Annotated in this window: 11 protein-coding genes; 7 read left to right on the forward strand and 4 right to left on the reverse strand. The window is 66.1% G+C overall.

Going from position 1 to position 14,031, the window contains the following annotated elements:
* Position 1 precedes the first annotated feature (1 nt).
* The gene (locus tag QUS11_00230) at positions 2-1,441 is read right to left on the reverse strand and encodes a radical SAM protein (GenBank protein ID MDM7991721.1); all 1,440 of its coding nucleotides are present in this window, start codon (positions 1,439-1,441) and stop codon (positions 2-4) included.
* Between the two features lie 182 nt (positions 1,442-1,623).
* On the opposite strand from QUS11_00230, the gene QUS11_00235 reads away from it, so the two are divergent.
* The 6 genes from QUS11_00235 to QUS11_00260 all read left to right on the forward strand — a co-directional run bounded on the left by QUS11_00235 (position 1,624) and on the right by QUS11_00260 (position 8,548).
* Positions 1,624-2,025, forward strand: coding sequence for a YkvA family protein (locus tag QUS11_00235; protein MDM7991722.1), 402 nt, complete (start codon positions 1,624-1,626; stop codon positions 2,023-2,025).
* A gap of 14 nt (positions 2,026-2,039) precedes the next feature.
* Positions 2,040-2,636, forward strand: coding sequence for a hypothetical protein (locus QUS11_00240; protein ID MDM7991723.1), 597 nt, complete (start codon positions 2,040-2,042; stop codon positions 2,634-2,636).
* A gap of 34 nt (positions 2,637-2,670) precedes the next feature.
* Positions 2,671-2,940, forward strand: coding sequence for a hypothetical protein (locus tag QUS11_00245; GenBank protein ID MDM7991724.1), 270 nt, complete (start codon positions 2,671-2,673; stop codon positions 2,938-2,940).
* Positions 2,941-3,108: 168 nt separating this feature from the next.
* Positions 3,109-5,025 carry an OmpA family protein gene (locus QUS11_00250; GenBank protein ID MDM7991725.1) on the forward strand — a complete coding sequence of 639 codons (1,917 nt, stop codon included), beginning with the start codon at positions 3,109-3,111 and terminating at the stop codon, positions 5,023-5,025.
* A gap of 128 nt (positions 5,026-5,153) precedes the next feature.
* Positions 5,154-7,160, forward strand: coding sequence for an ATP-binding protein (locus QUS11_00255; GenBank protein ID MDM7991726.1), 2,007 nt, complete (start codon positions 5,154-5,156; stop codon positions 7,158-7,160).
* The gene (locus tag QUS11_00260; GenBank protein MDM7991727.1) at positions 7,160-8,548 is read left to right on the forward strand and encodes a sigma-54 dependent transcriptional regulator; all 1,389 of its coding nucleotides are present in this window, start codon (positions 7,160-7,162) and stop codon (positions 8,546-8,548) included. Before QUS11_00255 ends, QUS11_00260 begins: the two co-directional genes overlap by 1 nt.
* Positions 8,549-8,619: 71 nt before the next feature.
* On the opposite strand, the gene QUS11_00265 is transcribed toward QUS11_00260, so the two are convergent.
* Both QUS11_00265 and xth read right to left on the reverse strand, forming a co-directional pair.
* Positions 8,620-9,555 carry a hypothetical protein gene (locus tag QUS11_00265; protein MDM7991728.1) on the reverse strand — a complete coding sequence of 312 codons (936 nt, stop codon included), beginning with the start codon at positions 9,553-9,555 and terminating at the stop codon, positions 8,620-8,622.
* A gap of 46 nt (positions 9,556-9,601) precedes the next feature.
* Positions 9,602-10,387 (reverse strand): exodeoxyribonuclease III, encoded by a 786-nt coding sequence (xth, locus tag QUS11_00270; protein ID MDM7991729.1) that lies wholly within the window; start codon positions 10,385-10,387, stop codon positions 9,602-9,604.
* A gap of 98 nt (positions 10,388-10,485) precedes the next feature.
* Between xth and QUS11_00275 the strand changes: the two genes are divergently transcribed.
* Positions 10,486-12,123, forward strand: coding sequence for a glycosyltransferase family 39 protein (locus QUS11_00275; protein MDM7991730.1), 1,638 nt, complete (start codon positions 10,486-10,488; stop codon positions 12,121-12,123).
* Positions 12,124-12,129: 6 nt separating this feature from the next.
* Here the strand turns inward: QUS11_00275 and QUS11_00280 are convergent, their stop codons facing one another.
* Entirely contained in the window at positions 12,130-14,028 is a 1,899-nt protein-coding gene (locus QUS11_00280) for a TIM44-like domain-containing protein (GenBank protein ID MDM7991731.1), read from the reverse strand.
* Positions 14,029-14,031 lie beyond the last annotated feature (3 nt).

The raw sequence follows: 14,031 nt of genomic DNA on the forward strand, positions 1-14,031 counted from the left end.
GCTACTTCTTCCGACGGCTCTTCTCGAACTGCTCCGATGCCATCATGAGGAGGCTCCTGGCTCCGTGCCACACGGCGCGGAGCTGGAAGGGCGACGAGATGTTCCTGAACCTGTAGAGGAGGAAGGAAGGTCTGAAGAAGTACCCGATGTAGGCCAGGCGCCGGAGTTCCATTATCTGGTCGCCGGTCATGGTGAAGGGGACGAAGCAGGGCCTGTCGAGAAGCATGCCCTGGTCGTTCAGGCGGCTGCTCATCGAGCCGTACTTCCCCTGTTCGACTCCCCGGTAGAGGGCGGTCCCCGGGAACGGGGTGATGGGGAAGAACTCGACGGTGAAGCTGCCGAGTCTCTTCGCGAACTCGATGGTCTTCAGTCCCTCCTCGAAAGTCTCGCCGGGGATCCCGAAGATGTATGTCGTATGGGTCTTGATCCCCACGCTGTGGGCCATGCGCACGGCCAGCTCGATCCGCTCGAGCTTCTCCCTCTTCACGAGCGTGTCCAGGTTCTTCTGCACTCCGCTCTCCACGCCGAAGTTGATGCACCAGCAGCCCGAGTCCTTCATGGCCCGCAGGATCTTCCTGTCTACGGCATCGGCGCGGCATGAGCACCACCAGCGGACGTTCAGGTCGCGCTTCGTGAGTTCCTCGCAGAAGGCGTACGTGTGGGCGTGGCTGTAGGTGAAGTGCTCGTCCCAGAACTTGATCTCCCTGGCGCCGTATCTCTTCACGTAGTACTCGATCTCGTCCACGACCCGCTTCGGGTCCCTGAGGCGTATCCGCCTGCCGTACATCTTGTAGCAGTAGAGGCAGGTGCCGCTGCATCCGCGGCTCGCCAGGGTCTGCATGACGGGTACGGTGGATACCTGCTCGAAGCTCGGGTAGTACCTGTCCATCTCGCAGAGGTCGACTGCGGGGAAGGGAAGCGAGTCGAGATCCTCCACCAGCGGCCTGTTCGCAGTGCGCACGATCCCGCCGGACGGATTCCTGAAGGCCAGGCCGGCGACTCCGTCCAGCGGCCTTCCGCAGGCGACCGCATCGATCATCTCGCCCGCGGTGGCCTCGCCCTCGCCGATCACCACAGCGTCGAGACCGGGGCACTCTGACAGCATCCTCTCCGGCATGGACGTGGCTCCATGGCCGCCGATAAAGGTGAAGATCGAGGGGTTGTCGCTCCTCACGGCCTCGATGAACGGGGAGGCCTTGTGCCACAGCAGGCTGATGACGTAGACGCCGAGTGCCTGTGCACCGAACTCCGCCACGCGCTTCCGCATGTCCTCGCTGGAATGGAAGAAGCCCTCGAGGTAGATGACCTCGTGACCGCGTTCCCGGAGCACGGCAGCGATGTACTGCATGCCCGGGGTCGGCCAGCATCCCGCTATCCCCCTGGTATCGTTCGCTCTGATGTCATCGGGTCCCCACGGCGGGACTACGAGCGCGACACGCATCGGCCGACCTCTTTCGCAAATGGTTGCTGAATATGGCAGCCCCCGCCCGGCCCTGCCAACGCGGTCCCGCCCGGGAGAACCGGGATGTGTCCGGGTCCGTGCTTGTACGAGACCCTGAACGGGGTTATACTGAATGTGGTGGGGTTTTCCCGGCCCCGGGCGGCACTGACCGGAGGTGGGACGTGATCGCCGAAGGATTCTGGGAATTCGCGAAGACCACGGTAATAGCCGTCGCGGCTCTGTTCGCACTGTTCGTGGTGATGCTGGCGCTGCCTCGATCGCCCTTCCGGAGGGTCTTCCTCAGGGCTGCCGCATGGCTGCTGGGCGCCGCCACCCTGGTGGCGCTGGTCTACGTCATCAGCCCCGCCGACCTCCTGCCGGACGTCATCCCCATGCTCGGGCAGATCGACGATCTGGGAGCGCTGGTGGGTGCCGTGACGACGGGTATCGCGGCAGCCGCCGCTGCGGTCGGTTCGAGGAAGGTCCCGCCCTCGCCCGATGGTTCGAGAGAGATAGTGATCGAACCTTCGGACGGGGAGACGGACGCGGCCGACCGGCCGGGGGGCATCGACGCGGGGAGATAGCGGAGGGAGTCCCCATGAGATTCGGTATCGGATCCAGGTGGGACCTGGCGGCAATCCTCGTCCTCTCCACCGCGGGACCCGCAGCCGCCGGGCCGCAGGGCGGGCAGCAGGCCCGTGACATCCCGTCCGACGGAGAGCGCTTCGTCTTCACCTGGGACTTCTACTACGAATGGCAGGGTCCCGACGGTTCGCAGATCGTATGGAACGCCGACCAGAACTCCTGCAGCATATTGCTCACCGCGATGCACAATTCCCTGACGGATACCTGGGGGATCGGAGGGGACGGCGTCATCCCCGTGATCGTCACCACCGTCACTCCCGACGGGGCCATGACCGGTGCGGGTTCGACCTCGGTGGACGTGGGAGGGTCGATTCGAAACGGGCTCGTCACCCTGACGGTCCTCGAGACGACGGGCGGCTACTACACGATTACTGTCTACGAGTATTCCATGACCCTCTTCACCACCGAGAACACCAGCAGCCACGAGGTCATCTTCACCTGGGAGGCCGCATCCACCACTGGCGACATGGTGAGTATCGACACTGAAAACGGATGCATAACGGCGATCCTGGAACCCTACGACGCCTGGGACCCCGGGTCGCAGCCCTGATCCCCCGGCTGGGGCAGCGGAGGAAGGAGAGGAGATGGGGAGATCCTACAGGTACAGGTTCGGCGGTTCGGCCGCCACGCTCGTGCTGAACATGAAGAGGATGGCCGATGCGAACCACGTCGACTTCTCGGGCGACGACAAGGCCGGCCAGGTCGAGGGCATGGGCGCCAAGGGCTCGTATGAGATCTCCGGCGACGAAGTCACCGTCACCATCCACAGGATCCCCTTCATCGTCTCCTGGGGCACTGTGGAGGAGCAGCTCGACAGCACGGCGAGAACCTGGGGCGCCACCCGGATGACATGATGCCCTGCGGAGCGGTCGATTCCGCCGGAACCTTGCACAAGGGCCCCCGGTGGAATAAACTCGCAGACGGGAGGCAGGGCAGGATTCCGGCACGGCAGAACCTTGACCCTGGCGGAGCATTATCGGAATAATTACTGTCCGCCAACCATTCATCAGAAGGAGGAATCGATGAAGTATCGTCTTATGGCAGTTGTGCTTGTCCTCGCGGGAGCGGCCTCGGCACTCCCTTCCTGGTGGGGCACCAGAGGCCTCAACAGGGTGGTCGATGCGCGCACCGTAGGAGCCGGCAGGTACAATGTGGGGCTCTTCGCGAACCTCGGGCTGTCGGGTGACGAGCGCACCGCCGTCATCGGCAACGAGGAGATGGAGATCACGAACACCGAGTACGACGGAACCGGCTACATCGTTGCCGGCTTCGGCCTCGGGCGCGCCGCGGAACTCGGTCTCCGCGTCAACTACATCGTAAACCAGATGAAGAGGGACGGCGACAGCGCCGAGATCTCGGGCGACTGGGAGGGCGACGACGGCTTCAGCGAGGCTACCGCCTCCCTGAAGTGGAACATCAACCCGAACGCCAACTCGGTATGGTTCGGCATCATGCCCTGGGCGTCCTTCGCTCTCTACGACGGCGGCAACAGCAGCTACGTGGTGAACGGCGACGGCTGGGACGGCATCTGGCTGAACGACGAGGGCATCTTCGAGCTCCGCAGGCCCATGATCAGCGCAGGCAGCTTCAGCTACGGCGCCAACCTGCTCACCACGTTCAACCTCGATCCCGCCGCCCTGCACGTCAACCTGGGCTACCACAAGTTCAACCAGTCCTTCGAGTACACCGACCTCCGGTACAACGCCGCCCACGAGGTCACCGCCACCCAGGACGTCGACATCGAAGTCGAGGATGCGGTCCTCTACACCGGCGCCGGCATCGAGTACCCGGTCGGCACCACGACCCTCTTCGCCGAGGTCGAGTGGCGCCACTTCATGGACAGGAACTTCGACAACGGCGACGGCGAGGATTATGACGACATAATCCAGGTCGCCCCCGGCGTCCGCTTCAACAACGACGGCCTCGCCATCGACGTCACCGGCTCCTTCGCCCTGACCGACTTCAGCCCCGAGTGGAGCGACCTCGGCCACGGCATCTTCCAGTCCGGCGGCACGCCCACCGAGCAGGAAAGGGCCGACCGCTCGCCCTTCCCGCAGGGCTACGCCCCCAAGATGGGCCTCGGGATAGGCCTCTCCTACACCGGCACGTTCCGCAACCCTCCCGCCGAGATCGGCGGCAGGGTATACGACTCCGAGACGGGCGAGGCCCTCTATGGCTCCGTCACCGCCTCCAGGGACGACGTAGAGCCGGTCAACACCACCCAGGAGGGCTCCTACGCGATGGAAGCCTCCAGGGGCGAGATCACCCTCACGGGTTCCGCCGAGGGCTACCTCCCCTCTAGCGAGACGGTCGATCTGGCTTCGGGCGGCACCTACACGGTCGACTTCCCGCTGACCCGGATCGAGACCTCGGGTGTCGTCACCGGCACCGTCACCGACATCGCCACCGGCCAGCCCCTGGACGCCATCGTGTCCAGCGGCTCTGTCCAGGCCCAGACCGCTTCCGACGGCTCCTACTCCATCGAGCTGCCCTCGGGCAACAGGAACCTCACCGCGACGGCCTCCGCCTACGGGCCCGAGTCGGCGATGGTCGACGTGCCCGCCGGCGGTTCTGCGGAGCACGACTTCCAGCTCGGTCTCGTGGTGGACTTCGACAAGGTCTACTTCGACCTGGACAGCTCCGTCCTGAGGCGTGACGCCAAGGAGGCCCTCGACGAGATCGCGGCCTTCCTGCTGGCCAACCCCGGCGTGAGCGTCACGATCACCGGCAACACCTGCGACCTCGGCGAGGAGGACTACAACCAGGCCCTCGCGGAGCGCAGGGCCGAAGCCGTCCGCTCCTATCTCGTCTCCAAGGGCGTCAGCGAGTCAAGGCTCCAGACCGTGAGCTACGGCGAGTCCAGGCCCGATGCCCCGAACACCGACGAGGAGCACAGGGCTCTCAACCGCAGAGCCGAGTTCGTCATCCTCGGCCGTTAGCGGTACTTGTCCGCAGGGGGGGCGGGAGCGATCCCGCCCCCCTTTCCGTTACCGTTGCCCCCGGCATCCCCCTGTGCGAGATTCGATCCAGCCGGTCTCACCGGTCCCCGATCCGGCCGGAGGGTGTGATGATCAGGACTTCCGACCTCTACTCGTTCATCGAGAGCAACTTCGAGTTCCTCATGGCGGTCGACTCGAGCGAAACCGTGCTGCATTCGAGCCGCCTCCTCCTCCGCGCCTGCGGACCCGGCGAGCTGTCCCACGAAGGGCTGAGGCTCGAACAGATCCTCTCCCCGGCTTCGCTCAGGAGCATGCGTTCGGGGATGGCCCTGGCCAGGGAGGGGCAGAGGAGGCTTGCGGTCTTCTCGCCCGTCGAGTTCCCCTCGTGCGAGATCCCTCTCAAGACCGGCTATGTCGGAAGCTCCGAGGGTGAAGGCGTCTGGGTCTTCTTCGGGTCACAGCTCGACGGGATCAACAGGCAGACGGACTTCGACCGCGAGGAGAGGATCAAGGAGCTCGCCTGCCTGTACGCCGTCGCCGAGTGGATAGAGATATCGAGCGACGTCCCGGAGTTCTTCACCAAACTGCCGGACTACCTCGGCAAGGGGATGCTCTATCCCGGGCAGGTGATGGTCTTTTCCACCTATCAGGGCCGCGAGTACGGGCAGATGCCACCAGGCGAGGGCTACATCTCCACCAAGCTGCTGTCGAACCAGCAGATAGCGGGCGAGATAAGGGTGGGGTACGCCAATCCGGCGCTGGAACTCCTCCCCGAGGAACAGAGGATGCTGAGCGAGATCGGCAGGATGCTCAACCTCGCCCTGGAGCGCAAGGAATTGCGCGACAGGATGATCCTCAGGCAGGAGGAGGAGGCCGCGTTCACCCGCCGGTTCGCCGAGATGCAGTCCGAGATCGAGGCGCGCACCGGTGAGCTCGAGCAGCAGAAGACCAGGCTGGACATGGTGAACATGTACCTGGAGAACGTCGACAGGGAGTGGAACGAGTCCTCCGCCCAGCTCGCCTCCATGTTCCAGGCCATCCCGGACGACGTCGCCGTCGTGGATCTGGACAGGAACATCGTGATGACGAACCGGGAGGGCACCTCCAGCGGGAAGTGCCATGCCCAGTTCTTCGGCAGCGACACGCCGTGCACCGACTGCCGCCTGTCGAGGATCAGGAGGGACAGGACCCCGATCGTACACACCATCAGGTCGGGCAACCGCTTCCTCGAAGTCCACGCCATCCCCGTCTTCGACCGGAACCGCGAGGTCGAGGGCATCATCGAGTTCTACAGGGACGTCACCCTCGAGAAGACCTACGAGCAGCAGATCCAGCAGGCCGACAAGCTGGCCTCGCTGGGGCAGCTCGTCAGCGGCATCGGCCACGAGATCAACAATCCGAACCAGTTCATCCGCGGGAACATCAGGATCATCCGTCAGGCGCTCGAGGACATCCTCCCGATAGTGGACGACTACGCCTCGGCCCATCCGGACCTGAAGGTGGCGAAGCTCAGGTACGACTTCTTCAGGAGCAACATCCTCACGCTGGTGGACGACATGGCGCACGGTTCCGAGAGGATAAGGGGCATAGTCGAGGGCCTCAGGAACTTCGCCCGCAAGGACGAGGGACTCCTCGTCGACAGGGTCGACGTCAACACCCTGATCCAGGCCGCATCACGGCTGGTGGCCAACGAGGTCCACAAGCACGCCGACATCGTGATGGACCTGGACCCCGGCATCCCCACCTTCGAAGGGAACGCCCAGAAGATCGAGCAGGTCATAGTGAACCTGCTGGTCAACGCAGCCCAGGCGATGCCCGACGACAGGCGGGGAACGGTCTCGGTGAGGACGGGAGTATCCGACGGCGGTGTGGTCATCGAGGTGAAGGACGACGGCAGGGGAATGAACGAGAAGACGCTCAGGCAGATCTTCGATCCCTTCTTCACCACCAAGAGGGCGAAGGGCGGGACGGGACTGGGGCTGCCGATAGCGTTCAGGATAGTGGAGGAGCACGGGGGGACCATCTCCGTGAGCTCCACGCCCGGCGTGGGGACTGTCTTCACCGTCTCCATCCCGGCCGGTAAGGCGGCGCCCGGAGCGGCGGTCCGCGCCGAGACCCGCACCCCGGAGGCATGATGGGCGATCCCGCGAGGATACTGATAGTCGACGACGATGCGGCGGTGACCAACTTCCTCACCGTGTTCCTCATGCAGACGGAGAGATACGAGCCTGTCGTGACCAACGACTCGAGGAGGGTCCCGGCCCTGCTGGAATCGGAGATGCCCGATCTGGTCCTGCTCGACATGGACATGCCCGGGCTGAGCGGGATAGACATCCTGAGGCACATCCACGACCGGGGGGTCGGAGTGCCGGTGATAGTCCTCACCGGTGTCAGCGACATCGACCTCGCCGTGAAGGCCATGAAACTCGGAGCGTTCGACTATCTCACCAAACCCGCCGACGACGAGATGCTCCTCGACACCCTGGACAGGGCTCTGGAGCACGGCGCCCTGAGCAGGTCCCTGGACGGGCTGCCGGAGGATACCAGCCGCGAGGAGCTGGCGAATCCGGAGGCCTTCGAGCCGCTGATCTCGAACCAGCCCTCGCTCCGGAAGATCTTCCTCAGGGCGGAGATGATCGCCGCGGGCGACTCGCCCGTCCTGATCCACGGCGAGCACGGGACGGGCAAGGAGGCGCTGGCCAGGGCGATCCACAGGGCCAGCAGGCGGAGGGAGGGCCCCTTCACCGCCTTCGATGCGGCCGCGGTACCTTCGGAAGCGCTGCCCGGAGAGCTCTTCGGGATGGTGAGGGACTTCAGCGGCAGCCAGGACGACAGGCCCGGCTTCCTCGAGGCAGCCTCCGGGGGAACCCTCTTCCTCGACAGCATCGAGCTCCTGTCCCCGCAGGTGCAGACACGCCTGCGCAGGGTCATGCAGAACGGCGAGTTCTACAGGGAGAGATCGGCGGAGATCAGGACGATCGACCTGAGGCTTGTCGTCTCGACCGCGGTCGATCTCGACTCGGACGAGTACAGGGAGTCATTCTCGCGGGATCTGCTGTACCACCTCATGGTGAACTCGCTCGAGATACCGCCCCTGAAGGAGCACCCCTCGGACATCCCGCCCCTCGCCGGGCACTTCGCGAGGCAGGCGGCCGGGAGAGCCGGGAGGGCTCCGGTGAACCTGTCGGCCACTCTGCTGGCGGCGCTCTCCCAGTACGACTTCCCCGGCAACGTCGAGGAGCTCGAGTCCATCGTCGGGCACTGCATACTGAACACGCGGCCCGGCATCGAACCGGGGCCGGAGAGCCTCCCGCCGTTCACCCTGGTGAGGATGATGGGCGCGGGTGCGCGCACATCGTTCGTCCCCTCGAGGCTCGACGAAGTCATTTCACAGTACGTGGCCCGGACGCTCGCGCATTTCGGCGGTGACGCGGAGCAGGCGTCGGCGGCGCTCGGACTGACGGTCGAGGAACTCGGCAGACTGCTCGCGAACGACAGGGGGGAGCCGGTCACTCCCCCCTGAATGCGATCTCCGTGACACACACGGACAATCCGCCCGCAGTGCGAACGTGGAGCCCGAGGGACGCCGGAGCTTCACTCCCCGCGGAATGCGATCTCCGTGACACAGAGGATGAACCTGTCGTACTCCACCGTGTAGCCTTCATCCGTCTCGAGTTCCAGCCTGCTGATGCCCTCGAGGATCGATTCCGGCACGCGGTAGACCACCAGGGCCCTCCCCGACTCCGGAGAAGGCAAGCCGTCCACGGTGAGCGTCCTCCGCCACGTACCCCAGAGGGCGTCGACCTCTTCGACGTCGACGATGTCGCGGGACCATCCGTAGAGGAAAGGCAGCAGATCCCCGCTCACCAGGGCCGAGTTCCTCATCAGCTCGACGGGGTTCTCGAGAACCGAGGCATTCACCGGCATGACAGTCAGCCCGGCGCAGGACGGGATCAGCAGGGCCACCGGCATGTCCTCGAAGCCCTCAGCTATGTCGACGCCGACCTCCGCCGGCTGCAGGGGCAGCAGGCCGGGGTCGACGGTGCACTCGTAGTACAGGAGCTTGTCCACGTATCCCTCGCCGGTCACGAGGGTCATGCTCTGCGGAACGCGCCATCCCGTGGCGTCCCATCCGTCTATCGTGGAGGGATGGACCCTGCCCGCCAGCACGTCACCGGGTGCGGAGTCCCTCTCCGCCCAGTCTGCGGTGATCCGCCAGGTGGCGGGACCCGAGGAGGGAACCGGCCAGGTGGTGGTGATCTCGCCGGATACGGCCTCCACGGTGAAGCGGCCCGTGAAGGGAGGGCCGTAGAAGTACACGACCGGCGCCCTGTCCACGAGGACGTCTCCGGGCATGTAGAGGGTGGACGGGTCGGCCTCCCCCGCCGGGTGGGCGGCCATGACCGCTCCCTGGCCTCCCGTGGAAATCACGCCCCATTCGTGGACTTCGACCACCGGCATCTCGCGGCCTTCTGCCGCGGGCTGCGCGGTCAGCAGTGCTGCCGCCATGGAAAAGAGGATGTGGATCACAGGCCACCTCCATGTTCGTCATACGTTCTACAGCGTGCCGCGGTCACTATTCCGTGCCGGGCAGATCGAATACTGCTACCACCGGCGCATGGTCGGAAGGCTTCTCCCAACCCCTGGGCTCCCTGTCGATCCCGCATGAGACGGCGGCTCCGGCGAGATCCTGCGAGGCCAGCACATGGTCCAGCCTCATGCCGATGTTCCTGCGGAAGGATCCCTCCCTGTAGTCCCACCAGCTGAAGGCCCTGCCCGCCGGGTTGAACACCCTGAAGAGGTCGGTGAGGCCGGCGTCGAGTATGCCCCCGAACCGGGCTCTCTCCTCCGGATGGAAGCAGATGTGCCCGTCCATGGCGACGGGATCGTCGACATCCTCGTCTCCGGGAGCCACGTTGAAGTCGCCGGCCATCAGGAAGGGGCCTCTCCGGGCCTCCTCCGAGGCTTCGAGCGCGAGCTCGCCGAGGAAGGCGAGCTTGTCGGCGAATCTGGCCAGCGACGGGTCCCCGCCGTTGGGGACATAGACCGACATCACCGTGATCCCGGCGGTCCTGGCGAGCAGTACGCGCTTCTGGTCGTCGAGGAACCGCGACGCGAGCCCAGTTCGTATCACTTCGATCCCGTGCCGTGATGCGACCGCCACGCCGTTGAGGGTCTTCTGCCCCGAGAAGGCCGTGACGTAGCCCCGCTCCCTGAACGGGTCGACGGGGAAGATGGAGTCGACCACCTTGGTCTCCTGCATGAGGAGGACGTCGGGGTGCCTGGAGTCGATCCAGGAGAGCACCTGTTCAATCCTGGCCCTTATGGAGTTGACGTTCCAGGTCGCCACCTTCAGTCCCATCCCGTCTCCTTCCGCTCCGCCGACTATAACCATCGCGGATTCCCCCGCCTGGTCCACCGGGCTGCCCTGCCTCCCCCCCCCGCCTGTATGTTCCGCCCATGCTCGAGATATCCAAGAGAAACGAAGTCCTGGCGGCGGCCGTGATTCTGGCCCTGGCCGCCCTCGTGCGCACCGGCGTCGCGGCGAGGAACCCCATGCCCGCCGGGGATGGCGTGGCCTCCGAGCTCGAGATGGCCAGGAACCTGCTCGACGGAAGAGGATGGTCCACTCAGAGGAAATGGACCCTCTACGATCCCTCGACGGCCTCGCTGAGGCCGGAGGGGAACAGGCAGCCGGCCATGTCGACACTGCTGGCGCTGGCCTTCCTGACGGCGGGGGTATCCTTCCGCACCGCCCAGGCCGTCTCCATGCTCCTGGGAATCGGGGCACTGCTGGCGGCATGGTGGTGGGCCAGGAGGACGTTCGGCCGCGCCGCGGCACTCGCTTCGCTGGCGTGGCTCTCGCTCGATCCGGCCATGGTCTGGTTCTCCACCCAGCCGGACAGCCTCCTCCTCTTCACGGCGCTGTTCTTCGTGATACTGGCCGGCTTCTCGGGCTCCGAGCCAACGATCAGGATCTCCGTCCTGGCGGGCCTCCTGTCCGGTGTTTCCTACCTCGCGAGGACGCAGGGGCTCGTGCTGGGCATGTCTCTCGGCCTGTGGGTGCTGCTGCGGGGAGGCAGGGGCAGGCTGGACAGGGCGTCGGTCTTCGCCTGCGCCTTCCTGGCCGTGGCACTGCCGTGGTTCCTCCGCAACGCCGATGCTTTCGGATCGCCCCTCTACTCCCAGAACGGCCAGTTCCTCCTCAACGAGAATCACTGGGCGGCCTGGGAGGTGCGCGACACGGCGCCGGGCCCTTCGGACATGCTCAGACACGGCGGCGTCCCTGCCGTGGCCCGGGCCCTGGGCGCAGGGGTGTTCAGGGTGATCGAGCCCCTGACGATCGGCACCCTGCACAGGGGCGAGGTGTTCGGCTGGCCTCCGCTAGTCCTCTTCACCGCATGCGCCCTGCTCGCGCTTCGCAGGCGCGGGACCAGGAGGCTGATGGTGCTCCCGGCCTTCGCCTCCGTCCCCATGGCAGCGAGCCTCGTGCTGCACGAGCATGCCGCCAGGTACCTGCTGTTCCTGACTACGGTCGTGATCTGCCTGGGGATCGCCGGTGCAGTGGAGATGACCGGCACCCTCGGACCCGGCCGCCGGTGGCGGACCGCCCTGGCGGCCCTGGCCGCGCTGCTGCTGGTCCGCCCTGCGGCGGCCCTCCTGGGGAGCGACACGCGTGCCCGCGCCGCCGAGGCGGCGGAGATGTCCCGGTGGATAACGGAGAACACGGAGCCGGACGACTGGGTCGTCACGTTCCCCGGCGTAGAGCTGATGATCTGGGATTACAGGAGACCGACCCTCACGATGCCCAACGACTACGAGATGCTGCTCTGGCCGTGCCTCGAGGAGCACGGCGTGCGCTACGTGGTGGTCGATCCCGACCTGCCCGCGATGCGCCCGCGCCTCTCTTCGAGATGGAGGATGGCCCCGGACGGATCGGGCTGGGAGGTCGTCGATCCGCCCCCGTTCCTGACGGAGGTCCACCGGAGCCGGTCGGGGCGGACTCTGGTCTATGAGTGGACCGGGAGCGTGCCCGAGGGTTTCATGTACGAGGAGAACCTGCCGAGGGACAACTGCAGGGCGCTGCCGCCGGGATAGGGAGGCTCAGCCCAGCACGCGCCTGGCCTGCCTGTAGAGCTGTTCCCTCTGGGCCGCGATGATCTGCATCACGTCGGCCCTCGTCATGCCGGCGGCCTCTCCGAAGCCGGCCAGCATCTCCACCTCTCCGTCCGTCATCCTGCCGTCGGCCAGCACCATCCTGGCCATGGCCCCCGCGAGCTCCACCGACTCATCCCGGGTCGAGGGCGCAGGTATGGTCTGCTCGCCCGCACGGACAGACGCGATGATCTCTGCCACGGCTGACTGCGCTATGCCGCGGTCGCGGGCGAAGTCGCCCAGGAGCTTCTCCTCGGCGGGGTCGATCACCCCGTCCGCGAACATGACGCCGGCCATCGCACCCATCAGCAGGTCCGGCGGGACCAGGGAGGCCCTGGAGAAGGCTTCCACGGCAGAAGGCCTCATGGCGGAGGCCTCGAACCTCCCGGTCGACGCGAGGACCCAGTCCTGCGAGCCGTCGTTGAGCACCCTGCCGCAGTATTCGCAGTTGCCCGACTCGCCGCCCTCGTAGGGGGCCCCGCATGCCTGGCAGTGCGAGGACAGGAAGGACTTCCCGCCCTGGGTGGCCACTCCGTGGTTCCTGACGAGGTGGTAGACGACCGGCCTCACCGTCCTGTCGCCGGCGTTCCTGATCCTGCCGTCGGAGTTCCTCCTCGCGTTGCGCGCGGACCAGCGTATCAGGACCTCGATGTGATCCTGCCCGCCTTCGGAGCCGGCGGGTTCGATCCGCTGGACCTCGACCGCCCCCACGGCTGCGTCCTTGAAGAAGAGCCACCAGCCGTCCTCCGTCGAGAGGCGCATGCTCTCGGAGAAGGACTGGCGGAAGGACTGCAGGGACACCTTGGAGAGCGGCCCCGGGTCGCCCTCGAAATGAGCCTTCATGGTCCTCCAGAATATCACCGAAGCCCTGTCCTCGATGTGCTGGAGGTTGAAGGCGGGGTCCTTCGCGAGCATCAGGGAGTATCCCGGGATGACCGAGGGGTCGGAGGCCGTGCCCCACTCGGCTGACTGCGTGATCTCGGCCAGGACCCAGTCGTATTCGCCGCTGGTGACGACCGAATCGCAGTTTTCGCATGTACCGGCGTCGCTCAGCGAGAGGGGCGCCCCGCAGTTGGGGCAGAAGCCCTCGAGCAGCCCGCCCGAGGCCAGCGTGACCGCACCGGGCTTCCTCAGGAAGCTCCAGTACTCGGTGAACTGGTCTGAGCCGTTCTCGCGAAGGACCTTCCCGCTCGATGCGTCGAGGTCCCTGTCCCTCCCGCGCGCCGCTATCTCTACGTGGATGCAGTCGAAGACAGCGTCCGAATCGATCGCGACCATCCGCGAACTCACGATCGCGGCATTCTCGAGGACGTTGCGCACGCCCTCCTCGCGCAGCATGGCGGCCTGCATCGAGAACCGCTCCCTGACGCCGTCCGAGAGGAACCTGACCACGCCCGTGAAGTCCTGGGCCGACCAGGCCGCCTGCACTTCGAGGAAGCCCTTCCCGGCCTTCCTCAGGAAGGCGTCGGGATCGAAGGCGGGATCGCGCCTGCGAAGGGCTTCGAGCCGCTGCGAGAGATCCTCCTGGCGGCGCACCGCGGCTACCCTGCCGGCCCTCTCGATGGTGCGGTACTGGTTGCCGGTGCGCGCGGCCCGGCCCATCCTCGAGACGGCTATGACCCCGACCACCAGCAGGGGCACGCCGATCAGGGGCTGTCTGAAGGCGAGCTGGACGAGCCAGAACACGAGGTATCCCAGGCCGTCGCCGCCTCCGCCCCCCCCTCCTCCTCCTCCATCGCCTCCGAAGCTCTGGCCGCCCCCCGCCCTTGCGTAGGCGGGTGACGGCAGCGCCACGAGAAGGGTCAGCATTGCTGCGAGCAGGACGATCCGGGCGGTGTGCGACTTCATGTG

Source organism: Candidatus Fermentibacter sp. (assembly GCA_030373045.1).
In the GTDB taxonomy this organism is placed as follows: domain Bacteria; phylum Fermentibacterota; class Fermentibacteria; order Fermentibacterales; family Fermentibacteraceae; genus Fermentibacter.

What these genes read in the sequence shown, in the direction of transcription:
- QUS11_00240 (MDM7991723.1), top strand. Translation starts at nt 2,040, where the DNA reads ATGAGATTCGGTATCGGATCCAGGTGGGACCTGGCGGCAATCCTCGTC.
- QUS11_00255 (MDM7991726.1), top strand. Translation starts at nt 5,154, where the DNA reads ATGATCAGGACTTCCGACCTCTACTCGTTCATCGAGAGCAACTTCGAG.
- QUS11_00280 (MDM7991731.1), bottom strand. Translation starts at nt 14,028, where the DNA reads ATGAAGTCGCACACCGCCCGGATCGTCCTGCTCGCAGCAATGCTGACC.
- QUS11_00275 (MDM7991730.1), top strand. Translation starts at nt 10,486, where the DNA reads ATGCTCGAGATATCCAAGAGAAACGAAGTCCTGGCGGCGGCCGTGATT.
- QUS11_00250 (MDM7991725.1), top strand. Translation starts at nt 3,109, where the DNA reads ATGAAGTATCGTCTTATGGCAGTTGTGCTTGTCCTCGCGGGAGCGGCC.
- QUS11_00230 (MDM7991721.1), bottom strand. Translation starts at nt 1,441, where the DNA reads ATGCGTGTCGCGCTCGTAGTCCCGCCGTGGGGACCCGATGACATCAGA.
- QUS11_00260 (MDM7991727.1), top strand. Translation starts at nt 7,160, where the DNA reads ATGGGCGATCCCGCGAGGATACTGATAGTCGACGACGATGCGGCGGTG.
- xth (MDM7991729.1), bottom strand. Translation starts at nt 10,387, where the DNA reads ATGGGACTGAAGGTGGCGACCTGGAACGTCAACTCCATAAGGGCCAGG.
- QUS11_00245 (MDM7991724.1), top strand. Translation starts at nt 2,671, where the DNA reads ATGGGGAGATCCTACAGGTACAGGTTCGGCGGTTCGGCCGCCACGCTC.